Genomic DNA, 15,208 nt, shown 5'->3' with positions numbered 1-15,208 from the left:
AATAATCCCTCCCCCCCCCCCTCGGGCGTTGTTCTTGTGTTCGGCGCCCCCCCAAATGACGAGGATAGAACTCCATTCCCACACTCTCGATGAGTGCGCGGAGACCGCCCCTCACCCCACCCTCTCCCCGCACGCGGGGCGAGGTAGAAAGAGCGGGCTACCGCACGATAAAGTCCACCGGAACGGTAAAGCTCATCGAGCTGTTCTTGATCTCCGCCGGGATCGGCGGGAACGGCGAGGCCTGGTGGATCATCGACGTGGCCTTGGCATCGAACGCGGCAACGCCGGACGAAGCGATGCGGCTGGACGTGACCTGGCCGTTACGGCCGATCGTGAAACTCACCCGGACCAGCCCGCGCTGACCGTTGCCGCCGGACGGATAGGAGTGAAGGCGCATCAGGTGCGCACGGACGCGCTGATTGTAGGTCGCAACCAGCGATGCGACCGCGCCCGCGCTCATGGCGGACGCTGCAGGCGCCTCCCGCTCGGCGCGCGGCGGCGCGCTGTTGCGAGGCGCGGGCGTCGCGTTCGACGGCTTCTTTGCCTCCGGACGAACTACTTTCGGCTTTTCGGGCGCCGGCTTTTCCTGCGGCACGATTTTCGCGGGCTCCGGCTTGGCCGGTGTCGGCTCGAGCTTCTGCTCCGGCGGCGCCACCACGTCGGGCTTCTCCTGCGGCGGTGTCGGCGCGATGGTCTCCTCGACCGCCTGCCGCTGCATCGGCTCCGGCGGTGAGGCATCGGCCTCCTTCATCACCGGCCCCGGCACCACGTCATCCGGCGTCGCCTGAGGCGCCGACGTGATCGGCGCCATATCGATCATGACCGCAGGCAGGGTGACGCCCTGCTCCGGTTGCGACCGCACCCAATTCATCGCGATCACCGCAGCGATGACATGCAACGCCACGATCACCGCGGCCGAAACGCCCCAACGCGCCGTTTCGCGCTCGCCGAGCGGTTCATGCAGGGCAAAAGCGCTCGCCGACATCAGCTGCGTCCGTCGAGGCCGACCAGGGCGACCTTGAGATAGCCGCCATTGCGCAAGGTGTTCATCACCTCCATCAGGTCGCCATAAGAGACAGCCTTGTCGGCGCGGAGATAGATGCGCTCGTCCTTGCGGCCCTTGGTGGCGGCATCGAGCGCCGTGACGAGGCCTTCGCGTGCCATTGTCTCCTCGCCGACGGCGACGGTGAGATCCGGCTTCACCGTCACGAAGGTGGGCTTGTCCGGCCGCGGCGCCGGCTCGGCGGCGGTGGCCGGCAGCTCGACGCCGATGTCGACGGTGGCGAGCGGGGCCGCCACCATGAAGATGATCAGCAGCACCAGCATCACGTCGATGAACGGCGTGACGTTGATCTCATGGGTGACGTCGAGATCGCCGGGGTCGCCGCGCCTCAGCGGCGATCCCCCGCGTGCGCCGAGCTTCGCGGCCATGGCCTACTCCGCCGCCCGCGCCAGGCGGAACTCTCTGTGGTCGCGCTGGCGGCTGACCAGCAGCATGAGCTGCGCCGAAGCGTCGCCGAGCAACGCCCGGTAATTTGCGATGCCGCGGACAAGCTGATTGTAGATCACCACGGCCGGGATCGCGGCGACGAGTCCGAGCGCAGTCGCAAGCAGCGCCTCGGCGATGCCGGGCGCGACCACCGCAAGGCTCGTGGTGTGGCTCTCGGAGATGCCGATGAAGGAATTCATGATGCCCCAGACCGTGCCGAACAGGCCGACGAACGGCGCGGTGGCGCCGATGGTCGCGAGCACGCCGGTGCCGCGCGCGATCTGCCTGGACATCGCGGCCTCGACCCGTTCCAACCGCAGCGCGACGCGCTCCTGGAGGCCGTCATCGACAATGCCGCCGGAGAGCTCCGCCTCCTTGGCGCAGGACTGGATGAGCTGGGCGACCGCATCATGCGCGTCGCCGGTCCGCTCCGCCGCCTCGGCCAGCTTCATCCTGCCCTCGAGCGCACGCGTCCGCTGCACGGCGAGCGCGCTCTTGCGGCGCAGCTCGATGGTCTTAGCGAGCCACACCGTCCACGTCACCAGCGAGGCGATGGCGAGCCCGACCATCACCGTCTTCACGATGATGTCGGCACCGAGGAACATGCCCCAGGGCGACAGATTGCGCGGCAACAGCGCTTCGTCGATCGCGAAGGCCGGGGCCGGCGCAAGCACCAGCCCAATTGTTAGGATCACATGCCGAAGCCCAAAATTGCTCTGCATCCTGATCTCCCGACAGACAGAAGGAAATTATGCCACGCCTTGCGCCGCGACCCGGTCCGCCAGCTGCCGGAATCGCACGAGCTGGTCCGCCCGCAGCGCCCGGGTCTCGTCGCGGCCGACGAAGACCTTGAACATGATGCCGCCGTCGGCATTGACGAACGCAACGAAGGCCGAGGTCTTGCCCATGAAGGGGCGTTCGACGAAGGCCAAGGCCGCGCAGCGCTCGTGGCGGAGATGGCCGTGCAATCCCTTCGGCTGCATCAGGTTGAAATAGCCGCGGCCGACCTCGCCCGCCGGGACCGCGCCCGTGAACTCGAAGATCGCGTCATCCGTGTGCACGATGAGCGTGACCTCGCCCCACGCGGCGATGTCCTGCATGGCGGCGGCGAAATGCTCGCCGCCACCAACGCGCACCATGGACGACGGCAGCGCCTCGATCACCGCCCGCGGAGTGACCTTGCGCTCGCGCGCAACGTCCTCGATCACCGCACCGGGATTGTCAGCCATGTACGCCTTGAGATCGGCGAGATCGGTGCTCAGCATGTCCGGCTCCCTTTCCTGATCCGCCGCGATCTAGGCGGCCGCGTTCGTCTTGCGCTCGGTCATGATGACCTCGAACCCTTCGAACTTGGGATGGCCGAGATAGAGGCTTTCGCCGGTCTTGTTGTCGGCGCGCGCGTGGGCGCGGCGGAATTCGTCCGACCGCGTCCAGGCCTCGAACGCCGCCTTGTCGACCCAGACCGTGTGCGAAGAATACAGCGTGTGGTCCTCGAGCGCCGGCCCCTTCAGCAGGTGGAATTCAACGAAGCCGGCCATGCTGCCGAGATAGGATTCGCGGGTGCGCCAGACGGTCTCGAAAGCAGCCTCCGAGCCGAGCTTCACCTGGAAACGATTCATGGCGATGAACATCAGATTTTCTCCTGTCAGTCTTGTTGATCGGCGAATGCCGAGCGGATGTTTCAGAACGTGCCGAAGCCACGCTGGGACATCAGCGTGGCTCTGGCGGTGAATACGGCGTCCCGTTTGCTGTCGTCGGCGTACTCCTTAGATGCCGCCGAAGTGGTACTTCAGGCCTCCCTTGACCACGAGCCCGGGGCCGGCGCTCGCCCATTTCACGTCGTTTTGCGTATCGCCCGTACTGCCGACCGGAATGGCGTAGGGCCGGTAGTACTGGTTGAGAAGATTTTCGACCGAGAAGTTGAGCGTGAGATCGGGCCGCGGCTGATACTGGGCGTAGAGGTTGACGAGATCGTACGACGTCGCCGGCGTATAGGTCGGCGGGATGTCGGTGTTCGCAATCACCGACGTCCACATCACCGAGAGGATCAGGGTCCGGTCCAGCAACCGCACGCCGGCGGTCGTCGTGACCTTCTGCGGCGGAACGCTGTACAGGCCAAATCCCGTCTGGAGGTTTTTGCCGTTCTGGTAACTGCCGGAGAGGCCGAAGAACCAGGTGTTCGCGTCGTACATCGCCTCGGCCTCGAAACCCTGGATGCGGGCGGACGCGACGTTCTGATATTGCAGGAACGGAAGCACGGTGATGGAGGGCGCCGGCGGCGGGCCGGTGGGGACCACCAGCGGATTTCCATAGGCGACCTGATCGATGAAGTCGGAGATGTCGTTGCGGAACACGTTGATCTTGCCGCGCAGCGTATCGCCCGCCGTGAACAGATCGTTCTTCTTGATGTTGAAGCCGATCTCCTTGTTCTTGCCGACCTCGGGCCGCAGATTCGGATTCGGGACGAAGCAGAAGGTCGAATCCGCTCCCGGACCCGGCGTGCCCGACGGACAGCGGAAGAACGAGTCGTTGACCGTCGCGCCCGAATGCGGACCGCTGACCAGCGTTTCCGTGATCGACGGCGCGCGATAACCTTCGGCGTAGCTGACATAGGGCGTCACGACCGCCGTGGGAACGAGCCCGACGGTGATCTTCGGCGACAAACGGTCGCCGCCGGACGACGAGGATGCCGAGGAGAGCTGATAATTGTCGTAACGAAGCGCGCCGATCACCTCGAGCATGGAGGTGTAATTGGCCTTCCACTGCACGAAACCGCCGGAGACCGTACGCTGACCGCCGGGCGTCGTCACTTCCGACGTGCCGGTCCTGTCCTGCGTCGACACCTTGTCCTGGAACGCGTCCAGTCCGTAGGTCACCGCGTGACGCCAGCTGCCGGTATCGAAGCGCGTGGTGTTGTACACGTCGACGCCGACCGTATCGAGCAGATATCCACGGTTGCTGCCGATACAGCCGGACACGGCATTGCCGGGCACGCCGCTGCAGAAGACCGACGGCGTCGTGCTGGTATGCGCGGTCTTGACCTGGTCGTTCTCGGTGCGATTCCAGTAGACCTTCGCATCCCAGTCGAACCACTGGTCATCCGGCTGCGAATATTTCCAGCCGAGCGTCGTGGTGTAGTTCTTGACGTCGGACCTGTAGATCGACGTGCCGCTCAGGTTGTTGGCGCCGTTCGCATTGGTCGAGTTGGGATCGCCGGCACGGCGTGGCGGCTGACCCACGCTGTAGATGTCCTCCTGGAAGATGGTGCCGAGCTTGATCTCGTGCCCATCGGCCGGGCGCACCGTCAGCTTGGCGATGCCGCTGGTGAGCCGGTTGCCGGTGTTGGCGACCTCGAAGCCGGTGCCGTCTTTGTAGCTCTCCTGCGTCGAATAGGTGCCGCCCGCGAACACGTCCACATTTGGATTGACGTGAACACCGCCGAAGGCCGAACCGAGCGCTCGCCCGTAATTGCTGCCAAGAATGGTCTTGACGTCAACACCCCAACGTTCGCCGGCACGCACGACGTCCTCGATATCCTTGGTGCGGAACGACGCCACGCCGCCGATCGCACCGGAACCGTAGATGTTGGCGGTCGGACCACGAACGATGTCGATGCCGCTGATCAGTTCGGGGTTGAGGAAGAACGAGCCGTTGGCGAAATGGCCCGTGCGCTGATAATTCTGCCGCGCGCCGTCGACGACGACGGCGACGCGGCCGAAATCCTGCAAGCCGCGGATATTGATCGAGGTCGACGGCTCGTCGCCGCGGTTCTGAACCCATACGCCCGGCACATTATAGATGAGATCGCCGACCGTGCTGGCCTGGCGGCTTTCGATCTGCGCCGAAGTCACGACGCTGACCGGTGCGAGCGCGTCGACCGCGCGCTCGTCGGTCTTGGAGGCGGCAGCCGTGATGGTGTCGAGCGCCTGAACACCGACGATCGCCTGCGCGCGTGCATCCCACACGCTGGTGCTGGCCTGCTGCTGCTGAACAGCTTGCGGCTTGGCCGGGTTGCGCTTGGCCTGCTTGGGCTTCGCCGGCTTGGATGATTGCGCGGTTTGATCCGCGGTCTGCGCAAAGCTGCTCACCGGCGACACCGCCGCAATTGAAACCACCGACGCGCCCAAAATCAGCGCGCGCGAATACCTAGCCCCGTCAGCCATACACCCAACCCAATCATGATATGTCTTGTTTGGCTGGCGTGCGCTCGCGCGGCGAGCGACTGGCTGGCTATTCTCTGGTGCAGGCCCCCCGGCCCGCATTGTTCCATTTGGTTACGTGGCAACACCCTGACGGTCAATGTCATCGGGTTGCAGTTTATATCGATTGTAAATTGCCGCCGTTGGAATGCGCCTGATGCCGCTTATACAAACAAGACGCATCTGAAATTTCGAAAGCGCATCACACCTACCATGTCAGCAACGTCCGGAGACAATAGCGGCGATGCGGCAGGGCCGACACAAAGCCCTTCTGCAACAACGAGAAGTTTGACCATACGCGGGAGCCGGATCGACAGCCGCGAGCTGTTTGCGGCGGAGCGCGAGATCATCATCGCGCATGGCGAGGACGCCTATCGCCTTCGCCTGACCTCGCAGAACAAGCTGATCCTGACGAAGTAACCTGCAATGACATTTTGTCGCACCCTCGCAAACCTCCTGCTCACCGGCACCATCGCGCTCGCCTCGACCGCGCACGCCGCCGGTATCACGGTGCATGATGCGCGCAATCGCGATGTCGCCGTTGCCGACTTCGCCCGCACGGTCTCGATCGGCGGCGCCATTACCGAGATCCTCTATGCGCTCGGGCTGGAGAGCCGCCTGGTCGGCGTCGACACCACGAGCCTCTATCCGGCAGCGGCGCTGCACGACAAACCCAATGTCGGCTACATGCGCCAGATTTCGGCCGAGGGCGTGCTGGGCCTCAACCCGACCCTGATCCTGGCGATCCAGGGATCGGGCCCGCGCGAGACCATGGACCTCCTGGAGACGGCGAAGGTGCCGCTGGTGCTGGTGCCCGAGACCTTCTCGGAGGAAGGCCTGATCGAGAAGATCAAGCTGGTCGGCCATGCCATGGGCGTCGATGCGCGCGCCGAATGCCTGAGCACCGCAGTGGCTACGGATCTTGCGCAGCTGCGCGCACTGCGTGCCAAGGTCACGAAGCCGGTCCGCGTGATGTTCGTGATGTCGCTCCTGAACGGACGGGCGATGGTCGCCGGTCACAAGACCGCCGCCGACGAGATCATCCAGCTTGCAGGCGCCACCAACGCGGTCGAGGATTACGACGGCTACAAGAACATCGGCGACGAGGCGATCGTCGCGGCAAAACCCGACGTCGTGCTGTCGATCGAGCGCGGCAAGGATTCACTGCAGGCCGACGCGGTCTACGCCCATCCCGGCTTCGCCTTGACGCCGGTCGCGGCCAACAAGAGCTTCATCACGATGGACGGGCTCTATCTGCTCGGCTTCGGCCCGCGCACGGCCGCGGCGGCCCGTGATCTCTCCGTCAAGCTCTATCCGGCATTGGCCGAGGGCGGCGCCTTCACGTCGGCTCTGTCGGCGGCGAATTGCCGGCAATGAGCGTGGCGATCGGTACGGACTCGCGGAGCCCGCGACGTGCGGGCGCAGGACGGCGATTTACGTCGATTGCCATTCCCCTGCTCCTGGTGATCCTCGCGGCCACCGCCATCGTCGCGCTGACCGTGGGCGCGGCCGGCATTCCCCTCTCCCGGCTGCCTGCTGCGCTCGGTCTCGCAGGCAACACCACCGCCGACGCCGTGACGACGCGCGACCAGCTCGTGTTGTGGTCGATCCGCATTCCCCGGATCGCGGCGACCGCGATGGTCGGCGGCCTGCTCGCCGCGGCGGGCGCCATCATGCAAGGACTGTTTCGCAACCCGCTCGCCGATCCCGCGCTGGTCGGCGTCTCCAGCGGCGGTGCGCTGGCGGCCGCAAGCGCAATCGTCTTCACCGATTCGCGCTTCGGCGAGACGCTGCGCTTCCTTCAGACCGAGCTGTTGCCGCTCGCGGCCTTTGCGGGCTCGCTGGCCACGACCGCGATCCTTTACGGCATCTCCAGCCGCGCGGGGCGGACCTCGATCGCGATCTTCCTGCTCGCCGGCGTCGCCATCACTGCCATCACCAATGCCGGCATCGGGCTTCTGGTGTTCATCGCCGACGACCGCCAGCTTCGCGACATCACATTCTGGCTGCTGGGCTCGATGAGCGGCGCGACCTGGACCAAGGCCGCCGTGCTCGCGCCGATCCTCATCATCGGGCTCGGCGCCTGCGCGTATATTGCCCGCGGCCTCGATCTGCTGGTGCTCGGCGAGGCCGACGCGTTTCACGGCGGCGTCGACGTCGAGCGTCTCAAGCGGATCTCGATCGTCATGGTCTCCGCCATGACAGGGGTCGCGGTGTCGATCAGTGGCGTCATCGGCTTCGTCGGCATCGTCGTGCCGCATCTGCTCCGTCTCGTTATTGGACCTGCGCATCGCCTGCTGCTGCCGGCCTCGGTGCTGCTTGGCGCGATCCTGATGGTCGGCGCCGACACGCTGGCGCGCACGATCGTGGCGCCCGCGGAGATGCCGATCGGCATCTTGACGGCAGCGGTCGGCGCGCCTGTCTTCCTCGGCATCCTGCTGCGCCAGCGCGGGCTCGCCTCGCTATGAGCGCCGTGATCGAGGCGCGACGCTTAAGCAAGCGCGCCGGCCGCGCCACGCTGCTCGATGGTGTCGGCCTATCGGTTGAAGCCGGCGAGATGGTCGCGATCATCGGCCCGAACGGCGCCGGCAAGTCGACGCTGCTGCGGCTGCTCTCCGGCGATCTCCGCCCGAGCGAGGGCGAGGTGCACCTGAAGCAGCGCGACATAAGCAGTTATACGCCGCGCGAGCTTGCCGCGCGCCGCGCGATGCTGTCCCAGCACATCAACGTCACCTTCCCCTTCACGGTCGAGGAGATCGTGCTGATGGGCGCGGGCGACCGCAGCCTGCGCGATGCCGTGTCGCTCGTCGACGCCGCGCTGGACGAGGTTGGCCTCGCACATTTCCGCGAACGGCAATTGCCGACGCTATCGGGCGGCGAGCAGCAGCGCACCCATTTCGCCCGCGTGCTGGTGCAGCTCGCCTGCGGCGAGGCCGAGCATGGGCCGGGGCTCCTGCTGCTGGACGAGCCGACATCGAGCCTCGACCTGCGCCACCAGATCGACCTCGTCGAAGCCGCGCGCCGCCGCGCGGCAGGCGGCACCGCTGTCATCGCGATCCTGCACGACCTCAACCTCGCGATCCGCTTCGCCGACCGGCTCATCGTCCTGAACGGCGGCAAGCTCGCTGCCGACGGCCCGCGCGCGGAAATCGTCACGCGCGAGACCATTCGCGACATCTTCGAAATCGACGCCGTCGTTCATCAGGCCGACGACGGCGTGCCCTACGTGCTGCCGCAATCGATGCGGGCGGCGGCGCGAGCCGAACTGCCGCCGCGGTGAAGATGCACTCCCTCGCCCCGCTTGCGGAGAGAGGTAACGAAGACGGCGCCGCGCCTCGGTTCAGACCGGGCGCATTACCCCGCCGGCACGATCACCATGCCCTTGTCCTTGGGCCAGCGGACGCGCCAGGCGAACTTGATCTCCTTGATCTCGCCGGGTTTTGCGTCGAACGCCCATTCCAGCACGCCGCGCCTTTCGCGCAGATTGGTGGTCGTGGGCGGCGTGGTCGAGGACAGCATCTCGACGCCAATATCCTCGTTCTCGCTGACCGGAAGCTGATCCTCGATCGCGATGCGGATCGGGAAGTCGTGCCCGTTGCGAACGACGGTGCGGAACGAACGCGTGTCGGTCTTGGAGGACGCGATCACCCCGGCCGTGCCTTCGTTCTGCCTGATGACGGTGCGCTCGATCTTGATCTTGTCGTCGGCACCGAAGCCGAGCCGGATCGCGTCGTTCCGCGCGGCGGTCGAGAATTTGCTGCGACCGACGAACGTGCCGTCGCGGAAGATCGCGACCTTGCCGGGCAGCAGATTGGTATCCTCGGCAAGCTTGAATGACGCCTCGAGGTAAGCGGTGGGATCCGCGACCGGGGCGGCACGGATGGCGAGGTCGGGCGTCACCGTCATGGAGGAGATGAGCAGGCTCTTGGCGCCCTCATTGGCACCGAGGCTGACGCGGCCGCTGATCTGATACACGGCCTGAAAATCGCCGATCTCGGCGTTGGCCTGCTGCTCGTCCGCGCGCTCACGCAGCTCGGGCTCCGCAGCTTTCGCCATCGCCGGAGATTGCGCCTGCCGCGTCATCGGCTGCGCGGGCACCGCCATGTCCGACGCCGTGCCCATTGCCAGCGGCTTCGGCAGTTGCGGATACCTCACAACCAGCGAATTCAGCTCCGGTGCGCTACCGCCGCGGCTGACGCGAACGGTGGAAACACCGAGGTTGACGTTCGACCAGTCTTCGCCGGTCGACTGCGTCACCTCGGCGCGGCGAACCAGCTCGAGCTGCGGCTTGCGGTCCTTGGCACCGGTGTCGAGCCGGGCATCATACAGCGGCAGCCAGCGCGCATTGCGGACTGCATAAGTCACCCGCAACGTCGCCTTCGTCGCGGCGGCGGCGGCAACATCGATGCGAACCTCAAGCTTGCTCGGCGGCTTGGCCGAACGCTCCGCTTCAAGTTGCGCGAGCTGCCGATCGATCTCGCGCTGCTTTCGCGTGGCGTCGCGGATCGCGGTATCGGCGGTCGCGATCTCCTCGGCGACCGCGGTAAAGGCCGCGCGCCATTCGGTGATCGGCCGAGCCTCGCCCTTCTCGCCAAGGCCGGCGGGAGAAGCCTCCGCAAAGTGCTGCGCGAATTTGCGCCGGGCGTTGGCCGCGTCGATATCGCCTTGCACATCGGCGCGCTGATCCTTCAACGCCTCGATGCGCTTATCGAGCTCGGGCAGATTGGCGGGTTGTGCCGCGCGCGGCGGCCGCGCGTCGATGGTCCCGATGGTCAGTTTTGCGCCCGCCTCGCCCTCGACACGGAGGGAGGACGGATCGAGCGAGAGCGGAAAGTCCTTGGCGACCAGCGTGCTGTCGCCGGAGGCGAGGTCCAGCGCGATGACACGGGTGACGGTGGCGCCATCCGGATAGACGGTGACGGTGTCGATGGCCGATGTGGCGTCCACATCGGCGGCCCATGATGGCGACGCCGTCGCCATGGTCACCAGAACCAGGCTCGTCGTTGCCAGACATCTTGCGGTGATGCGCATAAAGTCCCTCCTGCCGTATCGCCGCGCCGCCAGCCGGACGCGTGCGATCAAATGCCTCGCCAACATGGTTGGACGCGGCAGGGAAGGAACTGGTTCGATTGGGGTTTCCGTGGGGCGCCGCCGCGGCCGCACCAAGGCCGCGGAACGTGTCGTCGTCCCGTGGCGAAGCCGTTAAACTTAGGTCCTTAAACCGGGGTGGGCGAACCCTGGCCGAAGATGCGGCGGAGCAGATCGGTCACGTTGCGGGCGCCGGCCTTCTTCAGGATGCCTGCGCGGTAGCCTTCGACCGTCCGCGCACTCAGATGTATGCGCCGGGCGATCTCCTTGTTGGTCAGGCCGGCAGCAAGGTGCTCGAGCACATCGACTTCGCGCCCGGTCAGGGGCTCGCAGCCGGGCAGCCAGCGTTGCCGGTTTGAACCCGGCTGCGCGAACTCGTCGATGGCAGCATCGATCCGGTCGACGATGTCGCGGGTGCGGAACGGCTTCTCGATGAAGTCGGCCGCGCCGCTCTTGATCGCGTCGACCGCCATGGCGATGCTGCCGTTCGCGGAGGTCACCAGAACCGGCGCCATGCAGTTCTCCTCGCGCAGGCGCTTGAGCACGTCGAGGGCGGAACGATCCGGCGGCATCTCCAGCAACACGCAGGCCGGCATCCGGGCCTTGGCTTCCGACAGCAGCGACGCGCCGTCGGCAAAGCAGATCACGTCATAGGCGCTCTGTTGAAGCGCCATTGAAAGTTGTTCGCGGGAGGCCGCGTCAGTTTCAATGACGAATACCTCACCCTTGGAAAGCATGTTTCCCGGCATCATCCCGATCCAGCAATGTCTTGGTCAAATGGCCCGAGACGGCAGCGGGGCTTCGTCGCGCCGCGTCGTCATACGCACGGCATTCACGCCCGTGCTTCGGTTTCCCTTATGTATGTTCCATCCTGTTCCCGGATTTGACGGATCGGGACAGAAACTTTACATTTCGGGACATCTGCGGGAATGGCTGACTGGAACGGGTCGCATGACCGACCTCATGCGCAGCGCAGGCTTGAGCTACTACCCGGATGTCGCCCGGTCGGTCGGGCTCGACCCGAAACAGATGATGCGCAAGGTCAGGCTGCCACTGGCCGTGCTCGACAAGCCCGATACCCCCATTGCCGTGACCAGCCTGCGCCGGCTGCTCGAATTGTCGGCAGAGGCATCGGGTGCCGAAGATTTCGGCTTGCGGCTCGCCGAGCGCGGCGGGCTGACCAATTTCGGCGCGGTCGGCCTGATAGTGCGTGAACAGGCGACCGTCAGTGAGGCCATCGAAGCGTTCTCGCGCTTCATCCACGTTCATCACGACGGCATGAAGCTTGAGGTCACGCGCGATAAGCAGACCGTGACGGTCACACTGCATTTGCGCGGCCGGCAGCCGACCGCGCCGCGCCAGTCGATCGACATGGCGCTCGGCAGCGTCCACCGCATCATCCAGTCGCTGTTCAGCAGCGACTGGCGGCCGCTCGAGGTGCATCTGCATTATCCGCCGCCACACGACCGCAAGCGCTACCGCGACTTCTTCGGTTGCCGCGTCACCTTCAATGCCGATGACGATGCGATCCTGTTGTCGGCGCATGACATGGAGCGGCGAATTCCGAGCGCGCATCCGCTGATCGCGAGCTATCTGCGCAAGCGGATCGAGGCGATCGAGACGCGGCCGGCAAGCTGGGAGGAGAAGGTCGACGAGGTGGTACGCATCCTGCTCGCAAGCGGCGACTGCACGGTCGAGCGCGTGGCCGAGCATCTCGCCTGCACCCGCCGCACCATCCATCGGCACCTCGCCGCATCGGGCACCAGCTTCTCGGCGATCCTCGACGCGCAGCGCGCCGATCTCGTGACCCAGCTGATCGACGACCCCGGCCGGCCGCTGGCCGATATCGCCACCCAGCTCGGCTTCTCCGCGCAGAGCGCGATGGCGCGCTGGTTCCGTGGCCGCTTCGGCTGCAACATCACCGCATGGCGCAAGGGCGTGCGGCCGCTGGCCAAGCGCGCCGGCGTTCCCTCGGCGTCCGCGGCCTAGGCTCAGCGTGCCGGAGCGGGCACGCCCATGATGGCAAGGGCGCGCCGGGGGCTGCCGGCGAGCAGCGGGCCGAACGCAATCGCAAAGCCGAGGAACGCGACGATCCAGCCGCAGGCGGCGATGTGCAGCAGGACATCGCCATGCGCAGGCAGCACCACCGCAGCGACCCGCGCCAGCGCCGCGACGATGATCGCAGCGTAAATCCCCTGCGTCGCGGGCGAGGCCGTCAACGCCTGTCCGGTATGCCCGAGGCTCGCGCGGGTCATCACCGCGAGCGTCATGGTTCCGGCCGCACCAGCCATCCAGGCGTGAATGCCCGCGCTCGGCGGCAGCGCGCCGAAGACAGCCAGGGCATGCAGCAGGAAGCCCAGCGGCACGAAGACATAACCGACATGCAGGATCAGCAGCAGCCGCTCGCGCGTGGTGCGATCGCCGGCCCAGCGTGCAAGCCGGACCAGGTGCAGCACGCCGACCAGCGCCATCACCGCGCCGGTGACCGTGTTCAGCGGCGCCACGATCCATGCGATCAGCGCGAACGCGCTCAATCCGATCATCGCGCCGTCGAAGCGCCCGAACGGCACCGGCAGGCGGCCGGGATTGAACTTGACCAGCCAGTTGCGGGTGAAGCTCGGGATGATGCGGCCGCCGATCAGCGAGATCAGCAGCACGACCACGCCGATGCCGACGCGGATGCTGACATCGGCCGCGCCCTCGAAGTGCGCTTCGAGATGGAAGGCGACGTTACCGGCGAGCAGCACCAGCACGAGCACCACCACCGGCAGATTGCGCCAATTGCCGCCCGCGATGATTTCGCGCGTGGCCGCAGCGACGACCAATGCCAGGAAGGCGGCATCGACGACGAGCGCGAACGCCCAACCGATATCGGCGGACAGGGTCACTGCAAAACGTCCGGCCAGCCACACGGTCAGCAGCGCGCCCAGCGACGTCCCCTGGATCGGCAGCCGCCCGGTCCAGTTCGGGATCGCCGTGAACAGGAATCCCGTGATCACCGCCGGCAGGAAGCCGTAGAGCATTTCGTGGACGTGCCAGTCGCGCGGCGCGAACGCAGAGCTCACCGACAATTCGCCGTAGAACATCGGCAGCCAGGCCAGGATAGAAAGCCCCGCCTGGATCGCGGCGAGCAGGAAAAACGGCCGAAAGCTGTTCGCAAACAGCGGCCAGCCCTCAAAGTTACGGGATCGGGCGCCAGCCATGGGGGCAACTCCTGTGAATTCGGACGGTCACCTGGATCGTCATTTGGAAAAATACTGCCGTCCGGCCGGCCCGTTTTGCGCTATCGCAAACTGCCTGACGAATACAGGTGCCATCACACTCCGAGCGCCAAGGAGGCAGAATGGCCAAGGTCGACACATCGCTGGTTGCGCATTTGCCGCTGTTTTCAGGCGTCAAGCCGGAGGACCTCGAGGAAATCCTGCGCGAGGCCCGCTCGGCGCGGTACCCCAGGAACACCGCCATTTTCGAACAGGGCGCCGACGCGCAATCCTTCTTCCTGCTGCTGCACGGCCACGTCCGCGCGGCCAAGACCACCCCGACCGGCGAGCAGATCGTGGTGCGCTATGTCGCCCCCGGCGAGACCTTCGGGCTCGCGATGGCGATTGGAGCCGCGCACTATCCGGCGACCGCGATGGCGGTCGACGACAGCGTGGTGCTGATCTGGCCGAATTCGGCCTGGCCGCGGCTGATCGAGCGGTTTCCGGCAATCGCCGCCAACACGCTGCAAACCGTCGGCGCACGACTGCAGGAGAGCCATACCCGCATCCTGGAAATGTCGACCCAGCAGGTCGAGCAGCGCGTCGCGCATGCGCTGCTGCGGCTCGCAAAACAGTCCGGCAAGAAGCTCGACCACGGCATCGAGATCGACTTCCCGATTAGCCGCCAGGACATCGCGCAGATGACCGGCACCACGCTGCATACCGTCAGCCGCATCCTCAGCGGCTGGGAGAGCCAGGGCCTCGTCGAGAGCGGCCGCCAGCGCATCATCCTGCGCGATCCGCACAAGATCGTCGTGCTGGCGGAGCGTACGGCGGACGGCAATTCTGCGTAAGATAGGGGTGAGGGCGCTTCCGCTTACGGCGCAAGCCTGCCCTCACCCGGGAGTCCGCGCGCGACCCGCGCGAACTCCGACTCGCCTCACGCCGGTACGCATTCGCACAGCGCAGCGAGGAATTTGTCGCGATCGATGCCATGCTCGCGGCAGGCGTCTTCCACGGTATGGAAGGTCGCGATCGGACAGCCGACGCAGGCCATCCTGAAGGCGAGGAACACGCGGATCGTGTGCGGTGCCGCTCGCATGATGTCATCGACCAGATCGTCGGATCGGAAGGGCATGGACAACTCCGTTCCGAAGTGACGATAGCCGGGTGGGTCCGAGCTTCTTTGTTGAAGCGCAAGCTGGTGGTTGCTTCTCCCTCTCCCCGCAAGC

General features: G+C 66.0%; 16 protein-coding genes. 6 read left to right on the top strand and 10 right to left on the bottom strand.

Features of this window, described 5'->3' with window-relative positions:
• Nucleotides 1-157: 157 nt before the first annotated feature.
• From AC0L3X_RS14600 to AC0L3X_RS14575, 6 genes are all read right to left on the bottom strand, one after another.
• The gene (locus tag AC0L3X_RS14600) at nucleotides 158-985 is read right to left on the bottom strand and encodes a TonB family protein (protein WP_063981158.1); all 828 of its coding nucleotides are present in this window, start codon (nucleotides 983-985) and stop codon (nucleotides 158-160) included.
• On the bottom strand, nucleotides 985-1,431 hold the full coding sequence (exbD, locus tag AC0L3X_RS14595; protein ID WP_063981157.1) for a TonB system transport protein ExbD: 447 nt from the start codon (nucleotides 1,429-1,431) through the stop codon (nucleotides 985-987). Before exbD ends, AC0L3X_RS14600 begins: the two co-directional genes overlap by 1 nt.
• Before the next feature lie 3 nt (nucleotides 1,432-1,434).
• Nucleotides 1,435-2,211: a tonB-system energizer ExbB gene (gene exbB, locus AC0L3X_RS14590; protein WP_063981156.1), complete on the bottom strand. Its 777-nt coding sequence runs from the start codon at nucleotides 2,209-2,211 to the stop codon at nucleotides 1,435-1,437.
• A gap of 27 nt (nucleotides 2,212-2,238) precedes the next feature.
• Entirely contained in the window at nucleotides 2,239-2,754 is a 516-nt protein-coding gene (gene hutX, locus AC0L3X_RS14585) for a heme utilization cystosolic carrier protein HutX (protein WP_063981155.1), read from the bottom strand.
• 30 nt (nucleotides 2,755-2,784) lie between these two features.
• Nucleotides 2,785-3,120: a heme-degrading protein HmuQ gene (hmuQ, locus tag AC0L3X_RS14580; protein ID WP_063981154.1), complete on the bottom strand. Its 336-nt coding sequence runs from the start codon at nucleotides 3,118-3,120 to the stop codon at nucleotides 2,785-2,787.
• Between the two features lie 135 nt (nucleotides 3,121-3,255).
• The gene (locus AC0L3X_RS14575; RefSeq protein ID WP_354098299.1) at nucleotides 3,256-5,652 is read right to left on the bottom strand and encodes a TonB-dependent hemoglobin/transferrin/lactoferrin family receptor; all 2,397 of its coding nucleotides are present in this window, start codon (nucleotides 5,650-5,652) and stop codon (nucleotides 3,256-3,258) included.
• A 249-nt stretch (nucleotides 5,653-5,901) separates the two neighbouring features.
• On the opposite strand from AC0L3X_RS14575, the gene AC0L3X_RS14570 reads away from it, so the two are divergent.
• The 4 genes from AC0L3X_RS14570 to AC0L3X_RS14555 are packed head-to-tail and all read left to right on the top strand — an operon-like array spanning nucleotide 5,902 to nucleotide 8,968.
• A complete protein-coding gene (locus tag AC0L3X_RS14570) occupies nucleotides 5,902-6,108 on the top strand; it encodes a hemin uptake protein HemP (RefSeq protein ID WP_063981151.1) in 207 nt (68 codons plus the stop codon).
• Between the two features lie 6 nt (nucleotides 6,109-6,114).
• On the top strand, nucleotides 6,115-7,065 hold the full coding sequence (locus AC0L3X_RS14565; RefSeq protein ID WP_063981150.1) for a heme/hemin ABC transporter substrate-binding protein: 951 nt from the start codon (nucleotides 6,115-6,117) through the stop codon (nucleotides 7,063-7,065).
• Nucleotides 7,062-8,156: a FecCD family ABC transporter permease gene (locus AC0L3X_RS14560; RefSeq protein WP_063981149.1), complete on the top strand. Its 1,095-nt coding sequence runs from the start codon at nucleotides 7,062-7,064 to the stop codon at nucleotides 8,154-8,156. The genes AC0L3X_RS14565 and AC0L3X_RS14560 overlap by 4 nt, the downstream gene beginning before the upstream one ends.
• Complete coding sequence (locus tag AC0L3X_RS14555; protein WP_063981148.1) at nucleotides 8,153-8,968, top strand: heme ABC transporter ATP-binding protein; 816 nt, start codon at nucleotides 8,153-8,155, stop codon at nucleotides 8,966-8,968. The genes AC0L3X_RS14560 and AC0L3X_RS14555 overlap by 4 nt, the downstream gene beginning before the upstream one ends.
• Nucleotides 8,969-9,042: 74 nt before the next feature.
• Here AC0L3X_RS14555 and AC0L3X_RS14550 read toward each other — a convergent pair whose 3' ends face one another.
• Both AC0L3X_RS14550 and AC0L3X_RS14545 read right to left on the bottom strand, forming a co-directional pair.
• A complete protein-coding gene (locus tag AC0L3X_RS14550) occupies nucleotides 9,043-10,719 on the bottom strand; it encodes a mucoidy inhibitor MuiA family protein (protein WP_063981147.1) in 1,677 nt (558 codons plus the stop codon).
• A 185-nt stretch (nucleotides 10,720-10,904) separates the two neighbouring features.
• Nucleotides 10,905-11,525 carry a response regulator transcription factor gene (locus AC0L3X_RS14545; RefSeq protein WP_063986095.1) on the bottom strand — a complete coding sequence of 207 codons (621 nt, stop codon included), beginning with the start codon at nucleotides 11,523-11,525 and terminating at the stop codon, nucleotides 10,905-10,907.
• A 202-nt stretch (nucleotides 11,526-11,727) separates the two neighbouring features.
• Between AC0L3X_RS14545 and AC0L3X_RS14540 the strand changes: the two genes are divergently transcribed.
• A complete protein-coding gene (locus AC0L3X_RS14540) occupies nucleotides 11,728-12,765 on the top strand; it encodes an AraC family transcriptional regulator (RefSeq protein WP_063981146.1) in 1,038 nt (345 codons plus the stop codon).
• A 2-nt stretch (nucleotides 12,766-12,767) separates the two neighbouring features.
• Here AC0L3X_RS14540 and AC0L3X_RS14535 read toward each other — a convergent pair whose 3' ends face one another.
• Nucleotides 12,768-13,979, bottom strand: coding sequence for an NnrS family protein (locus AC0L3X_RS14535; RefSeq protein WP_063981145.1), 1,212 nt, complete (start codon nucleotides 13,977-13,979; stop codon nucleotides 12,768-12,770).
• Nucleotides 13,980-14,119: 140 nt separating this feature from the next.
• Here AC0L3X_RS14535 and AC0L3X_RS14530 point away from each other — a divergent pair, with 140 nt between their 5' ends.
• Nucleotides 14,120-14,830, top strand: a complete 711-nt coding sequence (locus AC0L3X_RS14530) for a Crp/Fnr family transcriptional regulator (RefSeq protein ID WP_039153608.1) — start codon at nucleotides 14,120-14,122, stop codon at nucleotides 14,828-14,830.
• Between the two features lie 86 nt (nucleotides 14,831-14,916).
• Here the strand turns inward: AC0L3X_RS14530 and AC0L3X_RS14525 are convergent, their stop codons facing one another.
• The gene (locus AC0L3X_RS14525; protein WP_014492467.1) at nucleotides 14,917-15,114 is read right to left on the bottom strand and encodes a DUF1858 domain-containing protein; all 198 of its coding nucleotides are present in this window, start codon (nucleotides 15,112-15,114) and stop codon (nucleotides 14,917-14,919) included.
• Nucleotides 15,115-15,208: the final 94 nt, after the last annotated feature.

Source organism: Bradyrhizobium sp. MI1.7 (genome assembly GCF_055811795.1).
The sequence above is the reverse complement of the archived record's forward strand: the minus strand, read 5'-3'. Positions and strand labels throughout refer to the sequence as shown.

Bases quoted from the DNA above. Each gene is read 5' to 3' on its own strand.
- AC0L3X_RS14535 (WP_063981145.1), bottom strand. From the start codon at position 13,979: ATGGCTGGCGCCCGATCCCGTAACTTTGAGGGCTGGCCGCTGTTTGCG.
- AC0L3X_RS14600 (WP_063981158.1), bottom strand. From the start codon at position 985: ATGTCGGCGAGCGCTTTTGCCCTGCATGAACCGCTCGGCGAGCGCGAA.
- AC0L3X_RS14555 (WP_063981148.1), top strand. From the start codon at position 8,153: ATGAGCGCCGTGATCGAGGCGCGACGCTTAAGCAAGCGCGCCGGCCGC.
- AC0L3X_RS14550 (WP_063981147.1), bottom strand. From the start codon at position 10,719: ATGCGCATCACCGCAAGATGTCTGGCAACGACGAGCCTGGTTCTGGTG.
- AC0L3X_RS14545 (WP_063986095.1), bottom strand. From the start codon at position 11,525: ATGCCGGGAAACATGCTTTCCAAGGGTGAGGTATTCGTCATTGAAACT.
- AC0L3X_RS14525 (WP_014492467.1), bottom strand. From the start codon at position 15,114: ATGCCCTTCCGATCCGACGATCTGGTCGATGACATCATGCGAGCGGCA.
- AC0L3X_RS14530 (WP_039153608.1), top strand. From the start codon at position 14,120: ATGGCCAAGGTCGACACATCGCTGGTTGCGCATTTGCCGCTGTTTTCA.
- AC0L3X_RS14560 (WP_063981149.1), top strand. From the start codon at position 7,062: ATGAGCGTGGCGATCGGTACGGACTCGCGGAGCCCGCGACGTGCGGGC.
- exbD (WP_063981157.1), bottom strand. From the start codon at position 1,431: ATGGCCGCGAAGCTCGGCGCACGCGGGGGATCGCCGCTGAGGCGCGGC.
- AC0L3X_RS14540 (WP_063981146.1), top strand. From the start codon at position 11,728: ATGACCGACCTCATGCGCAGCGCAGGCTTGAGCTACTACCCGGATGTC.
- AC0L3X_RS14565 (WP_063981150.1), top strand. From the start codon at position 6,115: ATGACATTTTGTCGCACCCTCGCAAACCTCCTGCTCACCGGCACCATC.
- AC0L3X_RS14570 (WP_063981151.1), top strand. From the start codon at position 5,902: ATGTCAGCAACGTCCGGAGACAATAGCGGCGATGCGGCAGGGCCGACA.
- exbB (WP_063981156.1), bottom strand. From the start codon at position 2,211: ATGCAGAGCAATTTTGGGCTTCGGCATGTGATCCTAACAATTGGGCTG.
- hutX (WP_063981155.1), bottom strand. From the start codon at position 2,754: ATGCTGAGCACCGATCTCGCCGATCTCAAGGCGTACATGGCTGACAAT.
- AC0L3X_RS14575 (WP_354098299.1), bottom strand. From the start codon at position 5,652: ATGGCTGACGGGGCTAGGTATTCGCGCGCGCTGATTTTGGGCGCGTCG.
- hmuQ (WP_063981154.1), bottom strand. From the start codon at position 3,120: ATGTTCATCGCCATGAATCGTTTCCAGGTGAAGCTCGGCTCGGAGGCT.